The organism is Sphingomonas sp. SphC10, assembly GCF_057004845.1.
This window is the reverse complement of sequence record NZ_CM168044.1, coordinates 1972180-1994361: the sequence shown is the minus strand read 5'-3', so window position 1 is coordinate 1994361 and position 22182 is coordinate 1972180. Positions and strand designations below refer to the sequence as shown.

General features: G+C 66.8%; 16 protein-coding genes and 1 riboswitch. Of the genes, 9 read left to right on the top strand and 7 right to left on the bottom strand.

The window, feature by feature from the left end:
* Positions 1-54 precede the first annotated feature (54 nt).
* The 5 genes from ACWKSV_RS08945 to gcvPB all read left to right on the top strand — a co-directional run bounded on the left by ACWKSV_RS08945 (position 55) and on the right by gcvPB (position 5912).
* The gene (locus ACWKSV_RS08945) at positions 55-693 is read left to right on the top strand and encodes a hypothetical protein (RefSeq protein WP_076717129.1); all 639 of its coding nucleotides are present in this window, start codon (positions 55-57) and stop codon (positions 691-693) included.
* Positions 694-989: 296 nt separating this feature from the next.
* A riboswitch (glycine riboswitch) is annotated at positions 990-1098 on the top strand.
* A gap of 162 nt (positions 1099-1260) precedes the next feature.
* Positions 1261-2436 carry a glycine cleavage system aminomethyltransferase GcvT gene (gcvT, locus tag ACWKSV_RS08940; RefSeq protein ID WP_191864548.1) on the top strand — a complete coding sequence of 392 codons (1176 nt, stop codon included), beginning with the start codon at positions 1261-1263 and terminating at the stop codon, positions 2434-2436.
* A gap of 2 nt (positions 2437-2438) precedes the next feature.
* Entirely contained in the window at positions 2439-2810 is a 372-nt protein-coding gene (gene gcvH / locus ACWKSV_RS08935) for a glycine cleavage system protein GcvH (RefSeq protein WP_056434420.1), read from the top strand.
* Between the two features lie 190 nt (positions 2811-3000).
* Positions 3001-4359 (top strand): aminomethyl-transferring glycine dehydrogenase subunit GcvPA, encoded by a 1359-nt coding sequence (gene gcvPA, locus ACWKSV_RS08930; protein WP_076718337.1) that lies wholly within the window; start codon positions 3001-3003, stop codon positions 4357-4359.
* On the top strand, positions 4356-5912 hold the full coding sequence (gene gcvPB, locus ACWKSV_RS08925; RefSeq protein ID WP_076717124.1) for an aminomethyl-transferring glycine dehydrogenase subunit GcvPB: 1557 nt from the start codon (positions 4356-4358) through the stop codon (positions 5910-5912). The genes gcvPA and gcvPB overlap by 4 nt, the downstream gene beginning before the upstream one ends.
* Before the next feature lie 175 nt (positions 5913-6087).
* Here the strand turns inward: gcvPB and ACWKSV_RS08920 are convergent, their stop codons facing one another.
* Positions 6088-6327 carry a SemiSWEET family transporter gene (locus ACWKSV_RS08920; RefSeq protein ID WP_042484722.1) on the bottom strand — a complete coding sequence of 80 codons (240 nt, stop codon included), beginning with the start codon at positions 6325-6327 and terminating at the stop codon, positions 6088-6090.
* A 110-nt stretch (positions 6328-6437) separates the two neighbouring features.
* Here ACWKSV_RS08920 and bluB point away from each other — a divergent pair, with 110 nt between their 5' ends.
* Complete coding sequence (gene bluB / locus ACWKSV_RS08915) at positions 6438-7061, top strand: 5,6-dimethylbenzimidazole synthase (RefSeq protein ID WP_076717122.1); 624 nt, start codon at positions 6438-6440, stop codon at positions 7059-7061.
* Positions 7062-7088: 27 nt separating this feature from the next.
* On the opposite strand, the gene ACWKSV_RS08910 is transcribed toward bluB, so the two are convergent.
* A complete protein-coding gene (locus ACWKSV_RS08910) occupies positions 7089-7994 on the bottom strand; it encodes a DMT family transporter (protein ID WP_191864549.1) in 906 nt (301 codons plus the stop codon).
* A 92-nt stretch (positions 7995-8086) separates the two neighbouring features.
* Here ACWKSV_RS08910 and proS point away from each other — a divergent pair, with 92 nt between their 5' ends.
* Positions 8087-9619 (top strand): proline--tRNA ligase, encoded by a 1533-nt coding sequence (gene proS, locus ACWKSV_RS08905; protein ID WP_076717118.1) that lies wholly within the window; start codon positions 8087-8089, stop codon positions 9617-9619.
* A gap of 128 nt (positions 9620-9747) precedes the next feature.
* On the opposite strand, the gene ACWKSV_RS08900 is transcribed toward proS, so the two are convergent.
* Both ACWKSV_RS08900 and rnr read right to left on the bottom strand, forming a co-directional pair.
* Positions 9748-10716 (bottom strand): glutathione S-transferase family protein, encoded by a 969-nt coding sequence (locus ACWKSV_RS08900; protein WP_076717116.1) that lies wholly within the window; start codon positions 10714-10716, stop codon positions 9748-9750.
* A 177-nt stretch (positions 10717-10893) separates the two neighbouring features.
* Entirely contained in the window at positions 10894-13092 is a 2199-nt protein-coding gene (gene rnr / locus ACWKSV_RS08895) for a ribonuclease R (RefSeq protein WP_076717114.1), read from the bottom strand.
* A gap of 230 nt (positions 13093-13322) precedes the next feature.
* On the opposite strand from rnr, the gene ACWKSV_RS08890 reads away from it, so the two are divergent.
* Entirely contained in the window at positions 13323-15818 is a 2496-nt protein-coding gene (locus ACWKSV_RS08890; protein ID WP_076717110.1) for a beta-N-acetylhexosaminidase, read from the top strand.
* Here the strand turns inward: ACWKSV_RS08890 and ACWKSV_RS08885 are convergent.
* Positions 15802-17727: a glycoside hydrolase family 84 protein gene (locus tag ACWKSV_RS08885; protein ID WP_076717108.1), complete on the bottom strand. Its 1926-nt coding sequence runs from the start codon at positions 17725-17727 to the stop codon at positions 15802-15804. The genes ACWKSV_RS08890 and ACWKSV_RS08885 overlap by 17 nt on opposite strands.
* A gap of 246 nt (positions 17728-17973) precedes the next feature.
* A complete protein-coding gene (locus ACWKSV_RS08880) occupies positions 17974-19767 on the bottom strand; it encodes an ABC transporter transmembrane domain-containing protein (RefSeq protein WP_076717107.1) in 1794 nt (597 codons plus the stop codon).
* A gap of 225 nt (positions 19768-19992) precedes the next feature.
* On the opposite strand from ACWKSV_RS08880, the gene ACWKSV_RS08875 reads away from it, so the two are divergent.
* Complete coding sequence (locus tag ACWKSV_RS08875) at positions 19993-21210, top strand: polyhydroxyalkanoate depolymerase (RefSeq protein WP_076717105.1); 1218 nt, start codon at positions 19993-19995, stop codon at positions 21208-21210.
* 189 nt (positions 21211-21399) lie between these two features.
* Here the strand turns inward: ACWKSV_RS08875 and ACWKSV_RS08870 are convergent, their stop codons facing one another.
* Complete coding sequence (locus ACWKSV_RS08870; protein ID WP_483666789.1) at positions 21400-21879, bottom strand: pyridoxamine 5'-phosphate oxidase family protein; 480 nt, start codon at positions 21877-21879, stop codon at positions 21400-21402.
* Positions 21880-22182 lie beyond the last annotated feature (303 nt).

Sequence of the window (22182 nt, the reverse complement as noted above, 5' to 3'; positions counted from 1 at the left end):
GCTGGCGGCCAAACCGGCATCCTGCTTCGGCATCCAGAATAGGCATTTCGACCTGTGAAAGCATCGTTTCTCGCTCCCGTCGCCCTTGCGCTCGTTCTCGGCGGTTGCGCCCGTACGGGTGAGATCGATGCGTCGGGCGGCATCACCGCCGTCCGCTCGGCTTGCCCGATCGTCGGCGTCGCGGCGGGGACCGGCGACATCACGCTGTTCAAGACGCCGGGCGCGACCGACCAGGGCTCGATCGACCTGATCGCCAACCTGACCAACGTACGCGGCAACTGCGCCGATGCGGGTTCGGACATCGTGACGACGGTCAATTTCGACGTCGAGGCGCGGCGTACCGACACGGCGGCGGCGCGGGATGTGGTGCTGCCTTACTATATCGCGATCGTGCGCGGCGGGACCAACGTCGTCGCCAAGCGCGTCGGCCGGGTGAACGTGCATTTCGATGCGGGCCAGGCGCGCGGCCAGGTGGCGGGCGAGGCCTCGACCACCATCTCGCGGGCGGCAGCGACCTTGCCCGACGATGTTCGCGAAAAGCTGACCCGTCGCCGTAAGGCCGGGGACGAGGATGCGGCGGTCGATCCGCTGACCAACCCGGAGGTGCGCCAGGCGGTGGCCAGCGCCAGCTTCGAGGCGCTGGTCGGGTTCCAGCTGACCGACGCACAGTTGCGGTACAACGCGACTCGGTAATTGGATGTGCCCCGGCGGAGGCCGGGGCCCAGTTACTGTAAGGCTTGTGGCGCGCCATGCCTTGGCGCGGGGCTCCAAGCTAGCGCCGGCGTCTGCCTCTTACGCGATGGACCAGCGCGCCTCGATCGCGTTGCGCCTGGGCCCCGGCCTTCGCCGGGGAACGAAGAAGGGCGTCGATCTCGCATCCCGCTCGACCCCACAATCCACAAGATTGATCGCGCCCACCGCCGTTCCCGATTGACTTGGGACAACCCTGTCGGCAGAGGGCGCGGCGTCGATGTCGGACATGTCCGACATAGGCGCGCGCGGGAGAGCGCCGGGTTCGCCTTTCAGGTGACGAAAACCCGGCCGCCGAAGGAGCAACCACCCCGGAATCTCTCAGGCAAATGGGACCGCGCGATCGCCATCGACACTCTGGAAAGCGCGCTTCGGCTCACGCCGTCGTGCCACCGAAGGGGTAAGCCGGAATTTCCGGCGAAAGCTCTCAGGTTCCGTGACAGAGGGGGATCGGATCGGGTAAGGACATTTGCGTCCCTAGCCGACACCCTTTTGACGGAGACCGGCCCCGTGAGCGACACCGCAGACCTGAACGTAGAAGACGCCCCCGAGGGTCAGGAGGTCATCCAGACGTTGCCGCTGGACGCATGGCATCGTGCGCGCGGCGGCCGGATGGTCCCGTTCGCGGGCTATGAAATGCCGGTCCAGTATGAAGGCATCATGGCCGAGCATCTCTGGACCCGCGAGTCGGCCGGCCTGTTCGACGTCAGCCATATGGGCCAGGTGGTCTTCACCGGCGACAATGGTCTGGCCCCGGTCATCACCGCGCTGGAAAAGGTCCTGCCGGGCGACATCACCGGCCTGGGCTCTGCCAAGAACCGCTATTCGCTGCTGCTCAACGAAGAGGGCGGCATCCTCGACGACCTGATGGTGACCAAGCGCACCCTCGACGGCGCGGAAGAGCTCTACATGGTCGTCAACGGCGCGACGAAGTATGACGACATCGCCTATCTGCTCGACTTCATCCCCGACGATGCGACGCTGAACCTGCTCGACGAGCAGGCGCTGCTGGCGCTCCAGGGGCCGAAGGCGGTCGACGCGTTGTCGCGGATCGTGCCGGGCGTCGAGGCCTTGGTGTTCATGACCGCCGCCGACTTCGTGTGGAACGACGTGCCGCTGTGGATCAGCCGCTCGGGCTATACCGGCGAGGACGGTTACGAAATCTCGATCCCGGCCGAGCATGCCGCTGCCTTCGCCGACCGCCTGTGCGAGCAGGCGGAAGTGAAGCCGATCGGCCTGGGCGCGCGCGACTCGCTGCGTCTGGAGGCGGGGTTGCCGCTCTACGGCCATGACCTCGACCCCGAGACGACGCCGGTGATGGCCGATCTGGGCTTCGCGCTCGCCAAGAAGCGTCGCGAGGCGGCCGACTTCCTGGGTGCCGAGCGTATTCTCTCCGAGCGCGAGAACGGTCCGGCCGTCAAGCGCGTCGGCCTGACCGTCGCGGGTCGCCAGCCGGTGCGCGAAGGCGCGTCGGTGGTGGCCGAGGACGGCTCGGTCATCGGTCGCGTGACCAGCGGCGGCTTTGCCCCCTCGATGGGCGCGCCGATCGCGATGGCCTATGTCCCGACCGCGCTGGCGACGCCCGGCACGGCCCTCAAACTGCTTCAGCGCGGCAAGACCCATGACGCCACCGTCACGGCGATGCCGTTCGTCCCCCATCGTTACGTTCGTTCAGGAGCCAAGTGACCATGAGCCGCTATTTCACCGAAGATCATGAGTGGATCGACGTCGACGGTGATGTCGGCACGGTCGGCATCTCCGATTATGCGCAAGGAGCCCTAGGCGACATCGTGTTCGTCGACGTCCCCGAGGAAGGCCGCGAGCTGAGCAAGGGCGACGAGGCTGCGGTGGTCGAGTCGGTCAAGGCCGCCTCGGACGTCTATGCGCCCGTCTCGGGTACCGTGGTCGAGGGCAACGCCCAGCTGGCCGACGAGCCCGCGCTGGTGAACAGCGATCCGGAAGGCGAGGGCTGGTTCTTCAAGATCACGCTGTCGGATGCCTCGGAGCTGGACGCGTTGATGGACGAAGCCGCCTACGCCGCGTTCGTCGCAAAACTCTGATCTTCTTACTCCCCTCCCGCAGGCGGGAGGGGCTGGGGGAGGGGACTCGTTCTCCCCCGGACCATCAGGCTTGTTGAAGCCGACTGCCCTCCCCCGACCCCTCCCGCCTGCGGGAGGGGAGAAGAAGGGGAAGGGCGATGACCCCTCGATCCGCGAGGTTTTCGGGGTGAGGGGCGGAGAAATGGAACGCATGCGCTACCTGCCCCTTACCTCTTCCGATCGGGCCGAGATGCTCTCGGTCATCGGTGCCGGATCGGTCGACGACCTGTTCGTCGACGTGCCCGAATCCGCCCGCCTGTCCGGCCCCATCGAGGGGCTGCCCAACCACGCGTCCGAACTGGCGGTCGAGCGGCACATGACCGCGCTCGCGCGCAAGAACATGGTCGCGGGCGACGTGCCCTTCTTCCTGGGCTGCGGCGCGTATCGCCATCATGTCCCCGCCAGCGTCGATCACCTGATCCAGCGCGGCGAGTTCCTGACCGCCTACACGCCTTATCAGCCCGAAATCGCGCAGGGCACGCTACAGATGCTGTTCGAGTTCCAGACGCAGGTCGCGCGTCTGCTCGGCACCGATGTCGCCAACGCCTCCATGTATGACGGCTCGACCGCCTGCTGGGAAGCGATCGGCATGGCGCGGCGCATCACCAAGAAGTCGAAGGCGATCCTGTCGTCTGGCCTGCACCCGCACTATGTCTCGGTCGCCAAGACCATGGCGAAGTATACCGGCGACACGCTGGAGACCGGCACGCCCGTCCTGACCGCCGAGACCGACCTCGATCAGATGATCGCGGCGATCGATGCCGACACGTCCTGCGTCGTCGTCCAGTATCCGGATATTCTCGGCCGCATCGCCGACCTGACTCCGCTGGCCGAGGCGTGCCACGCCAAGAAGGCGCTGCTGATCGCGGTCGTGACCGAGCCGGTCGCGCTCGGCGCTGTCCGTAGCCCGGGCGAGATGGACGCCGATATCGTCGTGGGCGAAGGCCAGTCGCTGGGCGTCGGGCTTCAGTTCGGCGGGCCCTATGTCGGTCTGATGGGCTGCAAGGACAAATATATCCGCCAGATGCCGGGCCGCTTCTGTGGCGAGACGGTGGACGCGGACGGCAAGCGCGGCTTCGTGCTGACGCTGTCGACCCGCGAGCAGCATATCCGCCGTGAAAAGGCGACGTCGAACATCTGCACCAATTCGGGTCTGTGCGCGCTCGCCTTCTCGATCCACATGACGCTGCTGGGCGAGGCGGGTCTGCGCCGCATGGCGGGGATCAACCACGCCAATGCCTGCCGCGCGGCGGATCGTCTGGCGAAGGTGCCCGGCGTGAAGCTGGTCAACGACGTGTTCTTCAACGAGTTCACGCTCGACCTGGGCCGCGAGGCGCGCCCGGTCGTGCGGACGCTCGCCGAGCGCGGCGTGCTGGCGGGCGTGTCGCTCGGGCGGCTCTATCCGGGTGAGGACGCGCTTGCGAACGGACTGGTTGTGGCGGTCACCGAGACGGTGACGGCGGAGGATATCGAGACGCTTGCCAAGGCTCTCGAGGAGGTGCTGGCATGACGATCAACCAGAGCGGCTGGAAGCCGACGAGCCCCGAAGCCAACGAAGCGTCGGTCCCGGCGACCTTCACCGGCAATCGCGCGCTGATGCTGGAAGAAAAGCTGATCTTCGAGATCGGCGACAGCGAGACGACCGGCGTCGACTTTGCCGAGGGCGATGTCGCAGGCTCGCGTCTGGGCGACCTGTCCCGCAAGGACCCGATCGGCCTGCCCGGTCTGTCGGAGCCGGAGACGGTGCGCCACTATACCCGTCTGTCGCGGCAGAACTACGCGATCGACCTGGGGCTGTTCCCGCTCGGTTCGTGCACGATGAAGCACAATCCGCGCCTGAACGAAAAGATGGCGCGTCTGCCGGGCTTCAGCGACGTTCACCCGCTGGCTCCCGTCGACACGGTGCAGGGCGCGCTGGAGGTCATTCACCAGCTGGCGCACTGGCTGGTCACGCTGACCGGCATGACCTCGGTCGCGATGAGCCCCAAGGCGGGCGCGCATGGCGAGCTGTGCGGTATCCTGGCGATCAAGGCGGCGCTGGAGAAGCGCGGCGAGGGCCATCGCAAAGTGATCCTGGTCCCCGAATCGGCGCACGGCACCAATCCGGCGACGGCAGCGTTTGCGGGCTTCTCGGTCGAGGACATCCCCGCGACTGCGGACGGCCGTGTCGACACGGCGGCGCTGAAGGCGCGGCTGGGGCCGGACGTGGCGGGTGTGATGATCACCAACCCGAACACCTGCGGCCTGTTCGAGCGCGACCTGAAGGACATTTCCGACGCGGTCCATGCGGCGGGCGGCTATGTCTATTGCGACGGCGCGAACTTCAACGCCATCGTCGGGCGCGTGCGTCCGGGTGACCTTGGCGTCGATGCGATGCACATCAACCTGCACAAGACCTTCTCGACCCCGCATGGCGGCGGCGGGCCGGGTTCTGGGCCGGTGGTGTTCTCGGAGGCACTGACGCCGTTCGCGCCTTTGCCCTTCGTCGAGAAGACGGGCGAGGGCTTCCGCCTGGTCGAGGAGGAAAATGCCGACGACCATCACGCCGACAGCTTCGGCCGCATGGTCGCCTTCCACGGCCAGATGGGCATGTTCACCCGCGCGCTGACCTATATCCTCAGCCACGGCGCCGACGGCCTGCGCCAGGTCGCCGAGGATGCGGTGCTCAACGCCAACTATGTCCTGCGCTCGCTGGAGAACACGCTGGACGCCCCCTTCGCCAAGAGCGGCCCGTGCATGCACGAAGCCATTTTCTCGGACGAAGGGCTGGCCGAAGGCTTCTCGACGATCGACGTCGCCAAGGCGCTGATCGACGAGGGTTTCCACCCGATGACCATGTATTTCCCGCTGGTCGTCCACGGCGCGATGCTGGTCGAGCCGACCGAAACCGAGTCGAAGGCCGCACTCGATCAGTTCATCGGTGCGCTGGCATCGGTGGCGGAGCGGGCCAAGGCGGGCGATCCCTCGCTCAAGACCGCGCCGCACTTCGCGCCGCGTGCGCGCCTCGACGAAACGCTGGCCGCGCGCAAGCCGGTGCTGGTGTGGAAGGACAAGGCGGCCTGATCAGCTGATCACACCCTCACCCTTCCGGCGCTTCGCGCCTCCCTCCCTCTCCCATCGGGAGAGGAGTGACGGGTCGTTCATGCCCCCGGCATGGACTAAACAGCGCGGGGCGCTGTTCACCCGGCACTGGGCCCGCCCGCGATAGCGGGTGGGAAGGGTGAGGGCGGCTTGCCGATCAAAGCGCCGTGAACAGGCAAATCCCGCCCAGGATCACCCCGGGCGCATTGGCGAACACGATGGGCCAGTCCCGCTTCTCGCGCAGAAACCCGTACGCGACCCAGAGCGAGCAGTTCACCATCGTCGCCAGCGGTTGAATCACCGAACCCTTCTGTCCCGCCAGATTCAGCTGTATCTGGTCGATATAGGACAGGTACATCGCCACCGCCGTCGCCGTGGCGATCCAGCCGAGCAGCATCAATTTCCGTTCGCTCACAGGTAGTTGGTCCCCTTTGGTAAATCGATTGAACTCCACCGAAGCGGACGCGCGAGCGGCATGGGATGTTCCGGCCATCGGGGGGCAGGGCGATGCGCTTTGACGAAATGCAGGCCGCGACGCTGGAGTCGATCCTGCGCTGGCGGCGCGATGTCCGGCACTTCCGGCGGGATCCTGTCGACGAAGCCCTGCTGGCCCAACTGGCCGAGGTGATGGCGCTGGCCCCCTCGGTCGGCAATGCCCGACCCTGGCGGGTGATCCGGGCCGAGGACCCTGGTTTGCGCGCCGCCGTCCGCGCCGATTTCCAGCGATGCGACCAAGCGGCGGCGGCGGACTATGCCGGTGAACAGGCGACTGCGTACCGCGCGCTCAAGCTGGCCGGGCTGGATGCCGCGCCGGTGCAACTGGCGGTCTTCACCCATATCGATCCGGCGGCGGGCCACGGCCTGGGCCGTCGCACCATGCCGGAGACGTTGCGCCAGTCGACCGCGATGGCGATCCACACGCTGTGGCTGGCGGCGCGCGCGGCCAATCTGGGGATGGGGATGGTGTCGATCCTCGATCCGGGCGCGATGGAGCGGCTTTTCGCGGTGCCGGAGGACTGGGCCTTCACGGCGTATCTGTGTCTCGGCCATGCCGAATGGGACGACGACACGCCGCTGCTCCACCGGGCCGGGTGGCAGGAGAATGCGCCGACCCGCTGGGAGGCGCGGTAACAAACTTTCTCCCCTTGCGGGGGAGGATCAATCCTCCGCGGCGGCCGAACTGGTCTGCTGCTTGCCCAGCCTCTGCTCGCGCCAGACGATGAACAACCCGCTGGCGATGATCACCGGCGCGCCTGCCCAGGTTCCCGCCGTCGGCAGCACCCCGAAGATCAGCCAGCCATAGACGGTCGCCCAGATCAGCCCCGAATAATCCATCGGCACGACGGCCGCGACCGGCGCCAGCCGCGATGCGCCGGTCAGCGCCAGCTGCCCCAGGCCGCCCGCCAGTCCGATCGAGACCAGCACCACCCAGGTCAGCAAATCATGCATCTTCAGGTGGAAGGCATAGGGCACGGCGATGAAGGGCAGGGTCAGGACGGTAAAGTAGAAGACGGTCGTGGTCGCGGGCTCGTCGCGCAGCTGGCGCAGGACGATGGCGACGATCGCAACGAACATCGCCGCCATCAGCCCGACGCCCGCCCCGAAGGGCGACATATCGCTCGCCCCCGGCCGCACGACGAGCAGCACGCCTGCGAAACCGACCAGCACCGCGCTCCAGCGCTGCAAGCCCGTCTTCTCGCCCAGCACCAGCGCGCCGAGCAATGTCGCGAAGATCGGCACGGTGAACTGGAACGTCGTCGCCTCGGCCAGCGGCAACAGCATCACCGCGCCGAAGGTGAAGACCATACCGACCAGCCCGACCATCGCCCGCTTGGCATGTCCCTTGAGCCGCTCGGTGCGCAGCGACGCCAGGCCCGGCCCCGCCAGGACGAAGGCGAGCACGACCGGCAGCGCACAAAGCTGGCGAAAGAACATGGTCTCGGACAAGGTCGCCCCGCGCGACTCGGCCAGCTTCACAAGGGCCGACATGGTCGACAGGAAGAAGATGGCGATCAGGCGCAGGCCGATGCCTTTCAGCACGCGGTCGTCGGACTTGGGGGACATGGGACGCCTCCTAGCCGCTGTGCGACTATGGCGAAAGGCCGCAAGCGTCCGCCCTCTTGGCGAAACCGGGTCTTTGCCGCTATCGGGCGGGCATGAAGCATGCTCTGTCCGTCACCCGCGACGCGGATTTCTCCGCCTGGTATCAGTCCGTCATCGCCGAGGGCGACCTGGCCGAGGAATCGGGCGTCCGTGGCTGCATGGTCATCCGCCCCTGGGGCTATGGCATCTGGGAGCGCATCCAGCGCCTGCTCGACGATCGCATCAAGGCGACGGGGCATGAGAATTGCTATTTCCCGCTGTTCATCCCGCTCAGCTATTTCGAGAAGGAAGCCGAGCATGTCGACGGCTTTGCCAAGGAAATGGCGGTCGTCACGCATCACCGGTTGATCGCCGATGGCAAGGGCGGGCTGGTCCCCGATCCCGAGGCCAAGCTGGAAGAGCCGCTGGTCGTGCGGCCGACGTCGGAGACGGTGATCGGCACCGCCTTTGCCCGCTGGGTCCAGTCGTGGCGCGACCTGCCGGTGCTGATCAACCAGTGGGCCAATGTCGTCCGCTGGGAAATGCGCACCCGCATGTTCCTGCGCACCGCCGAGTTCCTGTGGCAGGAAGGGCATACCGCCCATGCCACGGTGGACGAGGCGCGCGCCGAGACGCTCCAGATGCTCGAAGTCTATCGCAGCTTCGCTGAGGACTGCCTGGGCGTCCATGTGATCGCGGGCGAGAAGCCCGAGAATGAGCGCTTCCCCGGCGCCGTCTCGACCTATTCGATCGAGGCGATGATGCAGGACGGCAAGGCGCTGCAGACCGCGACGAGCCACTTCCTGGGCGACAACTTCGCCAAGGCGCAGAATATCCGCTACCAGAATGCCGAGGGCGGGTTGGATTACGCGCAGACGACCAGCTGGGGCATGACCACGCGCACGATCGGCGCGATGATCATGGTCCATGGCGACGATGACGGCATGCGCGTGCCGCCCAAGGTCGCGCCGTGGCAGGTGGTGATCGTGCCGATGCTGCGCGACCAGCCCGAGGACGAGGCGCTGCTGAGCTATTGCCGCGACCTGCAAAAGGAACTGGTCGGTCAGTCCGCGCTGGGCGAGCCGATCCGCGCGATGGTCGATGCCCGCGCGCAAAAGGCCGCCAACAAGCGCTGGGGCTGGGTCAAGAAGGGCGCGCCGGTCATCATCGAGGTCGGCGGTCGCGACATGGCGGGCGGCAACGTTTCGGTCATCCGCCGCGACCGGCTGTACCGCGAGGACGGCAAGCTCGACTCGGTCGTGCAGCCGCGTGGCGATTTCGTGAGCGGCGTCGCCGATCTGCTGGCCGACATCCAGGGCGAACTCCACCGCCAGTCGGCCGAGCGGTTGAAGGCGCAGATCGTGCCCGTCGACGACTGGGCAGGCGTCGAGGCGCATTTCGCGGACGGCGTGAAGAACCCCGGCTGGGTCGATGTTCGCTGGGCCAAGCCCACGGGGGCGGAACTGGAGCAGGTGGTCGAGAAGCTGAAGGGGCTGAAGCTGACCATCCGCAACGCGCCGATGGGCCAGACGGGTTGCGATGACGGTCCCTGCATCTTCACCGGCCGCGAGGCGGTGGAGCGCGTGCTGATCGGCCGGGCTTACTAACGGAACTCCCCCTCCCGCAGGCGGGAGGGGGTTGGGGGGGAGGGCCGGAGGTCTCACCGAGACCATCGCTCGTGGCGTTTCCCTCCCCCGGCCCCTCCCGCCTGCGGGAGGGGAGGGGAAGAGGGGGCTTACCCGCTCACCAACCCCGCCCACGGCAAGTCCGGCCCCGCAGGCACGATCCCGGTCGGGTTCAGCTCCAAATGGCTGGCATAATAATGCGTCTTGATGTGATCGAGATGCACCGTCGCCGCGATCTCCGGGATCGCCAGCATCCGTTCCAGCAAAGCTTTCAGCGCCGGATAGTCCTGCACCCGCCGGACATTGCATTTGAAATGCCCGTGATAGACCGCATCGAAGCGGACCAGCGTGGTGAACAGCCGAATGTCCGCCTCGGTCATCCGATCGCCGACCAGCCATTCGCGCCCCGTCAGCCGCGCTTCCAGCGAATCCAGTTCGGCAAATAGTGGGCCTACCGCTTCGTCATAGGCCGCTTGGGTCTTGGCGAAGCCGCATTTGTAGACGCCGTTGTTCACCCGGTCATAGACGGTAGCGTTGACCGCATCGATCTCGTCCCGAAGGTCCGCGGGGTAGTAATTCCCCTCCCGCGCGCCCAGCCCGTCGAACGCGGTGTTGAACATGCGGATGATCTCGGCCGACTCGTTGCTGACGATCGTATCGCGCTGCTTGTCCCACAGGACCGGCACCGTGACCTTGCCGCTGTAGCCGTCGCGGGCTCGGGCATAGAGCTGCCACAGATAGTCCGCGCCGTGGAGCGGGTCGCCGGTGCCGCCGCGCTCGGTGGCGAAGGTCCAGCCATTTTCGCGCATCAGCGGATCGACCACCGACAGGCCGATCATGTTCTCCAGCCCCTTCAGCGCGCGGACGATCATCGTGCGATGCGCCCAGGGGCAGGCATAGGAGACATAGAGGTGATAGCGCCCCGCCTCCGCGCGGTGGCCGGTCTGGCCATCGGGGCCAGGCTGGCCGTCCGCCGTCACCCAGTCGCGAAAACCGGAGTCCGGGCGTTTGAAGCTGCCCTTCTCGTCCGATTTGAACAGTCCGTCGGCGTGCCAGACGCCGTCCACCATATTGCCCATGCGTGTGTCTCCTCTGGGAAGGGTACGCATGGGGCGGGGGAGCGATCCCAATCCTCCCCGGCACGGGGAGGGGGACCGCCGCGAAGCGGTGGTGGAGGGGGACTTCCTCACGGGGCGGCCCATGTGGCGATCCCCCTCCACCAGCTTCGCTGGTCCCCCTCCCCGTGCCGGGGAGGATTAGCGCCGTTTGCCGTTGTGGCGGATGTTGGCGGGCCGCCCACGCCGTTTCAGCACCCGGCGCGGTTCGGGTGCCGCGCCCTTGCCGTCGGGCAGCTCGAAGCGCAGCGCGCCCGATACCGGGTTCGCCTCGGCCAGGCGCAGCGGCAGGCGCTGGCCCAGTTTGTAGATTTCGCGGCTCTTCTCGCCGAGCAGCTGCTGCGACGACTCGTCGTAATGGAAATAGTCGCCGCCCAGGTCGCGGATCGGCATCAGCCCGTCTCCGCCCACGCCGTCAACGGTGGCGAAGAAGCCGAAATTGGTGACGCCGGTGATCCGCGTCTCGACCACCTGGCCGACATGTTCGGACAGATAGGCCGCGACATAGCGGTCGATCGTCTCGCGCTCCGCCTCCATCGCGCGGCGTTCATATTGGCTGATCGAGGTGCCGAGCCGCTCCATCTCCTCGCCCTCCGGCAGCAACCCGCCGTCACCCAGCTTATACGCTCCGACCAGCGCCCGGTGCACGACGAGGTCGGCATAGCGCCGGATCGGCGAGGTGAAATGCGCGTAGGAGCCTAGGGACAGGCCGAAATGCCCCTGATTGACCGGGGCATAATAGGCCTGGGTCTGCGAGCGCAGGATCTGCTCCATCACCTGCGGCTTGAAGTCCGCGTCGCCGATCTTGTCGATGATCCGGTTGAAGGTCGCCGGGCGGATCACCTGTCCCATCGCAAATGGAATGTCGAAGGTTTCCAGATACTCCTTCAGCGCGACCAGCTTGGTGCGGCTGGGCACCTCGTGCACGCGGTACATGACGGGGGCCCTCTTGGCCTCCAGCGCCTTGGCGGCGGCGACGTTGGCGGCGATCATGTAATCCTCGATCAGCCGGTGCGCGTCCAGCCGCGCACGTGGCGCGACCGACAGGATGCGGCCATTCTGATCGAGCACCACGCGCCGTTCGGGCAGGTCGAGGTCGAGCGGCTCGCGATCGTCGCGCGCCTTGGCCAGCGCGGCCCAGCAGTCCCAAAGCGGCCGGAGGGCCGTTTCGGTCAGCGGATGCGACAGTTCGCCGTCGATTGCGGCCTGCGCATCCTCATACGCGATATTCGCCGCCAGCCGTACGACCGCGCGGGTGAAGCGGAAGCCCTTGAGCTTGCCGTCCTTCGTCACCTGAAGATGACAGGCGAGCGCGGCGCGGTCCTCGCCCTCCTTCAGCGAACAGACATCGGCCGACAGGATCTCGGGCAGCATCGGCACCACCCGGTCGGGGAAATAGACCGAGTTGCCCCGCCGCCGTGCATCCTTGTCGATCGCCGAGCCGGGACGGACGTAGAAGCTGACATCGGCGATCGCGACGATGGCGCGCCAGCCCTCGGGGTTCGCTGGATCGTCGTCGGGGGCAGCCCAGACCGCATCGTCATGGTCGCGCGCATCGACCGGATCGATCGCGACGATAGGCAGGTCGCGCAGATCCTCGCGGTCGTCGCCCAGCGGCTGGCGCGCAACGCGTTCGGCTTCGTCCAACGTCTCGGGCTGGAAGCGGTCGGGAATCTCGAACTTGTGGATCGCGATCAGCGAGAAGCTGCGCGGGGCGAAGGGATCGCCCAGCCGCTCCACCACCTTTGCGGTGATGCGCGGCGGACGGCCCGCCTTTTCGGCGAGCACCAGGTCGCCCGCTTCCGCGCCGCCGGTGTCCGACACCATCATCTCGCGCCGGTCCTTCTTGTCGACGCTGGTCAGCCAGAAGCGCCCCGCCTCCTCGCGCAGCACGCCCAGCACCTGTTCGGAGGCGGGGGCGATCGTCTTCATGACATGCGCGATCCAGCCGCCGCCCGCTTCCTCGGTACGCGCCAGCACCCGCTGGCCGATGCCGAGGCTCCCGCGCTTGCGCTCGCGGATGCGCAGGCGAGGAATGGGGACGCCGTCCGCTTCCCAACGCTCGGGCTGGCCCCAGACATTGCCGCCGTCATCGACATCGACGACACGCAGCACCGTCACCTTGGGCAGTCCGCCCATCTTGTGAAAGGCGCGGCCCGGCGCGCTGTCGATCAGCCCTTCATCGGCCATGTCCTTGAGCAATGCCTTCAGCCCGATCTTCTCCTGCGCGGAGAGACCGAAAGCGCGTGCGATCTCGCGCTTGCCAGCGGGCTGGTCCGACTGTTCGATAAAGGCGAGGATTTGCTCACGGGTCGGCAGACCCGGTTGGGGTTTTTTCATGAGATGGAGATAGGGGGTAGGGGAGGCGGCGTCACCCCCGAAGCTGATCCTCCCCGGCACGGGGAGGGGGACCGCCGCGAAGCGGTGGTGGAGGGGGTTCGCCACATAGGGTTCGTTTGCTGGAACGCCCCCTCCACCATGCTTCGCATGGTCCCCCTCCCCTTGCAGGGGAGGATTAATAACGACATGATCCAATGTAATACCAGTATGGCGTAGCGGGACCGACGAATATGATGACATTATGGGCTTCGGCCGCGATCCTGGCGGCGGCTCCCGCAGCGCAGGGCGATTTGGACCGGTTGGCGGCGACGCTCGGCTATCGCTACACCATCCTGACCAACCGTCCCGCATCCTGCCCGACCGGCACGCCGCGCTGTTTCGAGGCGGATATCGCCATCACCGTGCCCGAGGGTGCGCCGAGCCTGCCGGTCGAAATCCGCTACAGCCTGGTCAACCCGGTGCTGAAGATCGACAGCGACACCTTCGACAACCGCACGATCAACGGCGATCTGAACGTCCTGACGCTGAAGCCCGGCCAGCAGTTGAAGCCGGGCCGGACCTATCATGTGAAGCTGACCGGCCTGGGCGCCTTCTTCTCGCGCAATCACATGATGCCCAACGCGATGCTGGCGGCCGAGGGCCTTGCCCCGCGTGTGATCGCCGCGACCCGGACGGGGACCGATGCCGAGACGGGGCTGGAGACCCTGCCTTTCGTCGCCCCGATGACCGATGAGGCCGCGCTCGCCCGCAGCGCCCCCGACGACCAGACGGTCTGGCGGACCCCGGAGCGCGCCTTTGCTCTTTTTGCCGAGCGGGGGGCGGCGACGCCGGTCGATGTCGCGATCCTGCCCAGGCCTGCGAAGGTCACGCGCCCAGCCGGTGCGCCGGTCGATCTGTCCAAGGGATTGCGCGTCACGACGCAAGGTTTCACCGGCGCTGCCATCGCGCCCGCGCTGGCCGGATTGCCGGTGGGAACGGTGCCGTTGACCATCCGCAAGCAGGCGGGGATCGCCGCCGAGGGTTATCGCCTGACCGTGGCACAGGGCGGTATCACTGTCGCGGCGGCGGATGCGGCGGGGGCGTCCTATGCGCTTCGCTCGCTGGCGCAGCAGATGGCGGTGGAGGGGACGACGCTCCGCCCGCTGATTATCGAGGATGCGCCGCGCTACGGCTTTCGCGGGCTGCATATCGATCTGGCGCGCAACTTCCACAGCAAGGCCGAGATCCTGAAGCTGATCGAGCAGATGGCGGTGTACAAGCTGAACGCGCTGCACCTGCATCTCGGCGATGACGAGGGCTGGCGCTTGCAGATCGCAGGCCTGCCCGAACTGACCGAGGTGGGGGCGTATCGCTGCACCGACCTGTCGGAGAAGAGCTGCCTGTCGCCGCAACTGGGGGCAGACCCGGGCAGGGATGCGGCCACCAACGGCTATCTGACTGCCGCCGACTATGCCGAAATCCTGCGTGCCGCCGCCGCGCGGCAGATCGACGTTATCCCGTCCTTCGACATGCCCGGCCATTCGCGCGCGGCGATCCGGTCGATGGAGGTGCGCTATCAGCGGCTGATGGCCAAGGGCGACCGCGCCGGGGCCGAGCGTTTCCGGCTGGTCGAGCCGGGCGACACCACCCGCTATTCCAGCGTCCAGCATTATGACGACAATACGCTGAACGTCTGTATTTCCAGCACCTATCGCTTCATCGAGACGGTGATCGACGATATCGCCGCCCTGCACAAGGCGGCGGGGGTGCCGCTGACCACCTATCATATCGGCGCGGACGAGACGGCGGGGGCCTGGGTCGAGTCACCTGCCTGCAAGGTGATGATGGGCCAGACGGGCCTGCAGCCCAAGCAGTTGGGCGCCTATTTCATCGAACGCATTTCTGCCGACCTCGCAAAGCGCGGCATCGCGGCCGCCGGATGGAGCGATGGCCTGGGCCACACCGACCCTGCCAAGATGCCGCCCAAGGTCCAGACCAACATCTGGAGCAACCTGCACGCGGGCGGTGTGGCCGAGGCGCATGGCCAGGCCAATCGCGGGTGGAAGACGGTGCTGTCGATCCCCGATCTCGGCTATTTCGACATGCCCTATGCCGCCGATCCGAACGAGACCGGCTATGACTGGGCGTCGCGCGGGGTGGATAGCTTTCAGGTATTCGGTTTCATGCCGGGCAATCTGGCCGCCAACGCCGCGCTGATCCCCAATATCCTGGCCCAGCCCAAGGCGATTGCCGACACCGTGCCGCTCCAGCCGGGCCGCAGCATCGCCGGGCTCCAGGCGCAGTTGTGGAGCGAGACGGTGCGCCGCGACAGCCAGGTGGATTACATGCTCTTCCCCCGCCTGCTGGCGCTGGCCGAGCGGGCGTGGAGCAAGCCGGATTGGGAGCCCGCTTATGTCGCTGGCACCGGCTATCAGCCGAACGACCCCCGCGTGGACCGGACGAAGCTGCTGGCCGGGTGGCGGGATTTTGCGGGCCGGATGGGTGCGCAGATGCGACTGCTCGACCGGGCGGGCGTGACCTATCGCCTTGCCCCGCCGGGCGCGCGGATCGCGAACGGCAGGCTGGAGGCGAACACCGAGTTCGCCGGAACGCCGATCGAGTATCGCATCGGCGGCTCGGCCTGGACCCGCTATAACGGGCCGGTGGCGGTGACGGGGGCGGTCGAGCTTCGCACCCGTACCCCCGATGGCCGCCGCGCCAGCCGGACGGTTACGGTTTTGCCGTAACCGCGATCAGGCTGGGCGCATCGGCAATGAAGCGGTCGAGCACGCCGTCGGCGATCTTGATCGGCCCGTCGAAGCGCACCGCGCCCTTGATGCTCTGCACGGCGGCGGCCTGAGCGGCGATCCGCTTGGCATCGGCGAAGTAGCGGGTCGCCGCCGCATTGCCCTGTTCGGCGGCGTCCAGCCCGGCGGCCGTCTGCCCCAGCGCGCGACCCCAGAGCTGCATCGCCTCCAGCCAGGGGGCGGCCTGTTCGGCAAAGGCCGGGTCGACCAGCCCCGCGCGGATCGTGTCGGGCGCACCGGCCAGCGCATTCGCCTTGGCATGGAGTTCGGCCAGTGCCGCACGGCGTTCGCCCTCGTCACCGTTCGCCAGCGCCTCGCGAACATGGTCGAGCAGCGCCTTCAGCTTGGGCGCCTGTTCCTGCCAGGGCTGGCTGCCGAAGGTGGGGGCGAGATGCTGGGTGTCGAACAACTCCAGCAGTGCCGCCGTTGCGCGGGCATCTCCCCCAGCCAGATCGCGCGCGGCGTAATGCCAGGTGCGGTCGGCTTCATAGCCCCTGTCGTTCCACCCGAACGCCAGCACCCCCGTCACCGCGACCCGGCTTGGCGCTTCCTGGTTCATCGGGTTGGAGAGAATACCGGTCAGCTCGGACGACAGCCCGGCCTCACGCTTTGCATAGGGCGCGAGAAGCAGGCGCCCGGCCGAACTCGCATAGTCGTTGACCGGATAATTGTCCCACAGCAGCGTCTTGCGCCCGAACGCCTTGGTCGCGGCCTTTGCATCGGGGATGGAGATGGCGGGCGGCACGACATCGGTGCCGGTCCACTGCACGACGATGCGCGGATTCAGATTGGCGCGGAGGGCCGCCTTGTACGGGCTTTCCTTCGCATCATAATATTCGGTCGGCACCATGATCAGCGGGCGCGAGGCGGGGTCCTGTTTCAGCAGATCGGCCTGGACCGCGTTCAACAGCTTGGACTGGGCGACACCCGCCGCCTGCGCGCCCGAGGGGCCGAACGCCGTCTTGTCCGCCTCGCAATTCCACTTCTGATATTCGATATCGTCCAGCGCGACATAGAAGCTGTGTACGCCGATCCCGCGCAGCGCCGCGAACTTGCGCAGCAGCGCCTGCTCGTCCGCCGGGTCGGAGAAGCAGATGCTTGGCCCCGGCGAGATGGCATAGACGAAATCGACATGGTTCGCCCTGGCGCGCGCGGCGAGCGTACCCAGCGCGCTCAGCGTCGCGGCGGGATAGGGATCGCGCCACTTGTCGCGCGCGAAGGGATCGTCCTTTGGGCTGTAGACATAGGTGTTGGCCTTCATCTGACCGAGGAAGTCGAGATGCTTGGTCCGGTCGGTCATCGACCAGGGCTTGCCGTAGAAACCTTCGATCGTGCCGCGGATCGGCATGGCGGGATGATCGCGGATGGTCAGCGCCGGGATGGTCTGGCGGGCCAGCAACTGGCGCAGCGTCTGGGCGGCGTGGAACAGTCCGTCCGCGTCATGCCCGGCCAGCGTGATGAGCCCGCTGCGACCGGCGGCGAGGACGGTCAACGTATAGCCTTCGCGGGCGTCGTCGGGGCTGGCGTCGCTGCGCGACAGGGCCTCACGGACCAGGGCGGCGCTGTCCGGGCCGATCACGATGGTCGGGCGGTCGGGTGAGGCGGGCAAGCGCGTGGCCGTGGCGATCTCGGTGACACCGGCCTTTGCCAGCAGGTCGCGCACCAGCGCGGCGGTCTCCGGCTCGGTGCCGGGTGCGACGATCAGCGTGACCGCGCGACCCAGCGTCACCGTGCCATCGCCCAGCGTCATCACGGCGGGGGCGGGGAAGATCGCGGGCAGGGTGGCGGGGCTCGCTTGAGCCGCCGGGGTCAGCGTCGCCAGTGCGATCGCCGCCAGGGCCGCCCCCATTGCTCTGTTTGCCGCCCGCGTCATCCTCAATCTCCGGTATTGAACTGGTATTGTCGGAGCCTAGGGGAGTGGGGGGCGGGCTGCAAGCGCGATTGCGGGTTGGATTTCAAGGGGTTGGGGCGTTGCCTTCGACTTGGCTCAGGCTGAACGGAGCGGGGAAGTAGGGTCCTGCCAAACCCCCGTTCAGCCTGAGCGAGGTCGAAGGCCAAGGGAATCCCCTCGCCAAGTGGTATTAGACCGGCCCCATCAATCGTGAAATTGCAGGCTTGCCAACCGGGCATAGAGCCCGCCGCCCGCGATCAGCTCTCCATGCCGCCCCTGTTCGACGATCCGCCCGCCGTCCATCACCACGATTCGCTCCGCCGCACGGACCGTCGCCAGCCGGTGCGCAATGACCAGCGTCGTCCGGTTGGCCATCAACCGCTCCAGCGCCTGCTGGACCAGTTGCTCGCTCTCGGCATCCAAAGCGCTCGTCGCCTCGTCCAGCAACAGGATCGGCGCATCACGCAGTAGCGCGCGGGCGATGGTGATCCGCTGGCGCTGCCCGCCCGACAGCCGGGCACCGCCTTCGCCCAGGAAGGTATCCAACCCCTGCGGCAGCGCGCGCAGGAAGTCGGCGGCATTGGCGGCCTCGGCGGCGGCCCAGAGTTCGTCGTCGCTCGCCTCCCACCGGCCATAGCGAAGATTGTCGCGCGCCGAGGCGCCGAAGATCACCGTCTCCTGTGGCACCATCGCGATGCGCGCGCGGATCGCTGCCGGATCGGCATCACGCAGGGACACGCCGTCGAGCGAGATATTGCCGCCCTGCGGATCGTAGAATCGCTCGGCCAGCTGGAACAGAGTAGACTTGCCCGCGCCCGAGGGACCGACCACCGCCACCGTCTCGCCGGGGCGAATGTCGAGCGAGAAGTCGTTCAGCGCCGCGACTTCGGGCCGGGTCGGATAGTGGAACACGACATTCTCGAAACGCAGTGCCCCCATCGGGATGACCGGCAGGACGGCGGGGGCGGGGGGCGGCGCGATCTCGGGTTCCTCGGCCAGCAGCTCGGCCAGACGCTGCGCCGCGCCCGATGCGCGCAATATGTCGCCCCACACCTCGGTCAGCGCCTGGAACGAGCCCGCGACGAGCATGCCCGTCACGACGAACGCGGTCAGCGACCCGCCCGACAGCCGCCCGCTGGCGACATCGGCAACCGCCTCCCACAGCAGCAGCGTCAGGCCGCCGAAGAACAGGCCGATCACCATCGCGGTCATCACCGCACGCAGCAGGAAGCGCTTGCGCGAGGTGGCGAAGCCGTTGCTGACCGCCAGCTCGAATCGCTCGGCCTCGCGGCGTTCCTGGCCGAACGCCTGGACGACCTTCATCGCGCCCAGCGTCTCCACGGCGGTCGCGCCGATATCGGCCAGCCGGTCCTGGCTGTCGCGCGAATAGCTGCGCACCTTCTTGCCCAGTACGACGATGGGCAGGACGATCAGCGGGATGCACACCAGCAGCGACAGGGTCAGCTTGGGCGACAGCGCGAACAGATAGATGGTGCCCCCGATCCCGATCACCGTGTTGCGCAGCGCGATCGACACGGTCGAACCGACGACCTGCTCGATGATCGCGGTGTCGGCGGTCAACCGGCTGGCGATCTCGGACGGGCGGTTTTCCTCGAAGTAACGGGGTGCCAGGTGCAGGAGGTTGGCCTGCACCGCGATGCGGATATCGGCGACCGTCCGCTCGCCCAGCCACGACACGAAATAGAATCGGAACGCGGTGGCGATCGCCAGCACCACGACGACCGCCAGCAGCCCCTGGAAATAGGGCGCGATATCGCCGGTGTCGGCGATGTTGCCGAAGCCGTGGTCGATCACCTTCTGGAAGGTGCGCGGGATGAACAGCGTGGCCAGTGCCGCGACCGCCAGCGACACGGTGGCGGCGGCCAGATGCCCCGGATAGCGCAGCGTATAGCGCCAGACCATTTTCAGGTTGCTCAGGCGGCGGCTGGCCGGGACGGGGGGCTCGGCGGATTTGCGGGACGCGGCGGATCTGGCCATGCCGGGGACCTAGCAGCGTGGGCGCATCGGCTCAACGCCGGGCTATGGGCTCGACGCATCGTTTGGGCGCTTTGGTGCGTTCAGGGGATGTGATGGAGATCATGAACCTGTCATCGGTTCGGCACTATGACCGATCGGCCATATTCTGGTCATCATGCGCAAACGGTTTCGTGATAGACAAATGCCAATCACGGCTCCGTCCGGCGGAGCGCAGGGGAATCGACGATGTTGTACGACGCCTATGAAATGCAGCGCTCGATGCTGGCGGGCGCAAGCGCGCTGGCCAATTTCGGTGCGGGGCTGCTCCAGAATCCTGCCAATCCCTTCGCGTATCTGGGCGGCGGCGCGATCATGGGATCTGCGCTGGAGGTGTTCGCCCATGCCGCCGCGCCGCGCGGCAAGCCCGCTTTCGGCCTGACCAAGACCGAGATCGACGGGCGCGAGGTGGTCGTCCACGAAGAGATCGTGCTGCGCAAGCCCTTCGGCCAGCTGAAGCGCTTCCGCCGCGAAGGCGTGGAGGACAGCCCCAAGCTGTTGATCGTCGCGCCGATGTCGGGCCATTATGCGACGCTCCTGCGCGGCACGGTGCAGCGGATGCTGCCGACCTGCGAGGTGTACATCACGGACTGGCGCGACGCGAAGCTGGTGCCGCTGTCGGACGGGCGGTTCGATTTCGACGATTATGTCGATTACATCATCGACTTCCTGACCGAGATCGGGCCGGGCGCTCATGCGCTGGCGGTGTGCCAGCCTTCGGTGCCGTCCTATGTTGCCGCGGCGGTGATGAGCGCGGACAAGCATCCCTGCACCCCGCGCACCCTGACGCTGATGGGCGGGCCGGTCGACACGCGCGAGGCGCCGACGGCGGTCAATCTGCTGGCGACCGATCGCCCGCACGCCTGGTTCGAGCAGAATGCGATCGCCACCGTGCCCATGACCTATCCAGGTGCCGGGCGGCGGGTCTATCCGGGCTTTCTGCAACTTGCCGGATTCATGTCGATGAACCTGGGCAACCACATGATTTCGCATTGGGAGATGTTCAAGCATCTGGTCCAGGGCGACGGCGAAAGCGCCGACTCCACCAAGCGATTCTATGACGAATATCGCGCGGTCTGCGACATGACGGCGGAATTCTATCTCCAGACCGTCGAGTTGGTGTTCCAGCGTCACGCGCTGCCCAAGGGCGAGATGCTGCACCATGGCAAGCGCGTCGATCCGGGCGCGATCACCGATATCGGCATATTGGCGATCGAGGGCGAGCGGGACGATATCTCCGGGCTGGGCCAGACGCGCGCCGCACTGACGCTGGCGACCAATCTGCCGGAGGAAAAGAAGCGCTATTACATGGCCGAGAAGGTCGGCCATTACGGCATCTTCAACGGCTCGAAATGGCGCAACCGCATCGCGCCGGTGGTCGAGGAGTGGATCAAGGCCAACGCCTGACCGCCCACTACCTCTTCCGTCCAGCCTGAGCGAAGTCGAAGGCCACGGGGTCCACTGACCAGAAGCGTTTGGCGAGCCGTTTCCCTTGGCCTTCGACTTCGCTCAGGCGGAACGGGGCGGGGGATAGGGGAAATAGAAAAACGCCCGGAAGCATGGCCTCCGGGCGTTTCGCCTTCCAGCAATTGCGGATTACGCGACCGAGCCGACCACCGCATGGCTGGACGACTCGTCCGAGTGAATCGTGCCGCCGAACAGCATCTTCACCCGGCCCGACAGCGAGATGTCGGTTTTCCACAGCTCGGCCGAGCTGATGTCGAAGCGCAGCAGCGTCAGGTTGGGGTCCGACTTGCCTTCCGGGAACCAAGCCTCGACCTGATTGCTCCACAGCTTGTCGATCTGCGCCGGATCATTGTCCTTCGACACACGGCCCGCCAGGCAGGCGAAGAAGTCATGACCCTTGCCGACGAACTGTGCCATCGCCTCGCCACCGCCCGCGATGCGGTTGTCGCGACCGGCGAAGAAGAACAGCGTGTTCGGCTGATCGTCATCGATCTGTGCGGTCATCGGTTCGGAATGCTGGCCGTCGTTAAGGCCGATCATGACGAACGGGCTGCTCTTCAGCTTGTCGAGGAACTTGGCGGCGATTTCCTGGGGGCTGTCGTCGGCCATCGTGGCTCTCCTTTCAGGGGTTTGGCGGGAGAACGATGCGGGGGCGGGGATGGTTGCGAATAAGATCTCACGTAATCGAACGCCGATTTGACATGATCTTGTATGGCCGTTCGAGTTAGTGATCGCTCGACGGCAATTCCGCCGTTAATCACAGAAAGGACCACGGATGTCCGTAGCCGATCTGTGCCTGATCCTGGGCGTCGTCATCGCCTTCGCGACCTTGGTCGTGAAGATTATCGACGTTCGCAACAGGTAAGGTGCCCGGCGGGGCTCGGGTAGCAGCCTGAGCCCCAAAGGATTTGA

Bases quoted from the DNA above. Each gene is read 5' to 3' on its own strand.
- gcvH (WP_056434420.1), top strand. From the start codon at position 2,439: ATGAGCCGCTATTTCACCGAAGATCATGAGTGGATCGACGTCGACGGT.
- gcvPA (WP_076718337.1), top strand. From the start codon at position 3,001: ATGCGCTACCTGCCCCTTACCTCTTCCGATCGGGCCGAGATGCTCTCG.
- gcvPB (WP_076717124.1), top strand. From the start codon at position 4,356: ATGACGATCAACCAGAGCGGCTGGAAGCCGACGAGCCCCGAAGCCAAC.
- ACWKSV_RS08920 (WP_042484722.1), bottom strand. From the start codon at position 6,327: ATGCTGCTCGGCTGGATCGCCACGGCGACGGCGGTGGCGATGTACCTG.
- bluB (WP_076717122.1), top strand. From the start codon at position 6,438: ATGCGCTTTGACGAAATGCAGGCCGCGACGCTGGAGTCGATCCTGCGC.
- ACWKSV_RS08910 (WP_191864549.1), bottom strand. From the start codon at position 7,994: ATGTCCCCCAAGTCCGACGACCGCGTGCTGAAAGGCATCGGCCTGCGC.
- proS (WP_076717118.1), top strand. From the start codon at position 8,087: ATGAAGCATGCTCTGTCCGTCACCCGCGACGCGGATTTCTCCGCCTGG.
- ACWKSV_RS08900 (WP_076717116.1), bottom strand. From the start codon at position 10,716: ATGGGCAATATGGTGGACGGCGTCTGGCACGCCGACGGACTGTTCAAA.
- rnr (WP_076717114.1), bottom strand. From the start codon at position 13,092: ATGAAAAAACCCCAACCGGGTCTGCCGACCCGTGAGCAAATCCTCGCC.
- ACWKSV_RS08890 (WP_076717110.1), top strand. From the start codon at position 13,323: ATGATGACATTATGGGCTTCGGCCGCGATCCTGGCGGCGGCTCCCGCA.
- ACWKSV_RS08885 (WP_076717108.1), bottom strand. From the start codon at position 17,727: ATGGGGGCGGCCCTGGCGGCGATCGCACTGGCGACGCTGACCCCGGCG.
- ACWKSV_RS08880 (WP_076717107.1), bottom strand. From the start codon at position 19,767: ATGGCCAGATCCGCCGCGTCCCGCAAATCCGCCGAGCCCCCCGTCCCG.
- ACWKSV_RS08875 (WP_076717105.1), top strand. From the start codon at position 19,993: ATGTTGTACGACGCCTATGAAATGCAGCGCTCGATGCTGGCGGGCGCA.
- ACWKSV_RS08870 (WP_483666789.1), bottom strand. From the start codon at position 21,879: ATGGCCGACGACAGCCCCCAGGAAATCGCCGCCAAGTTCCTCGACAAG.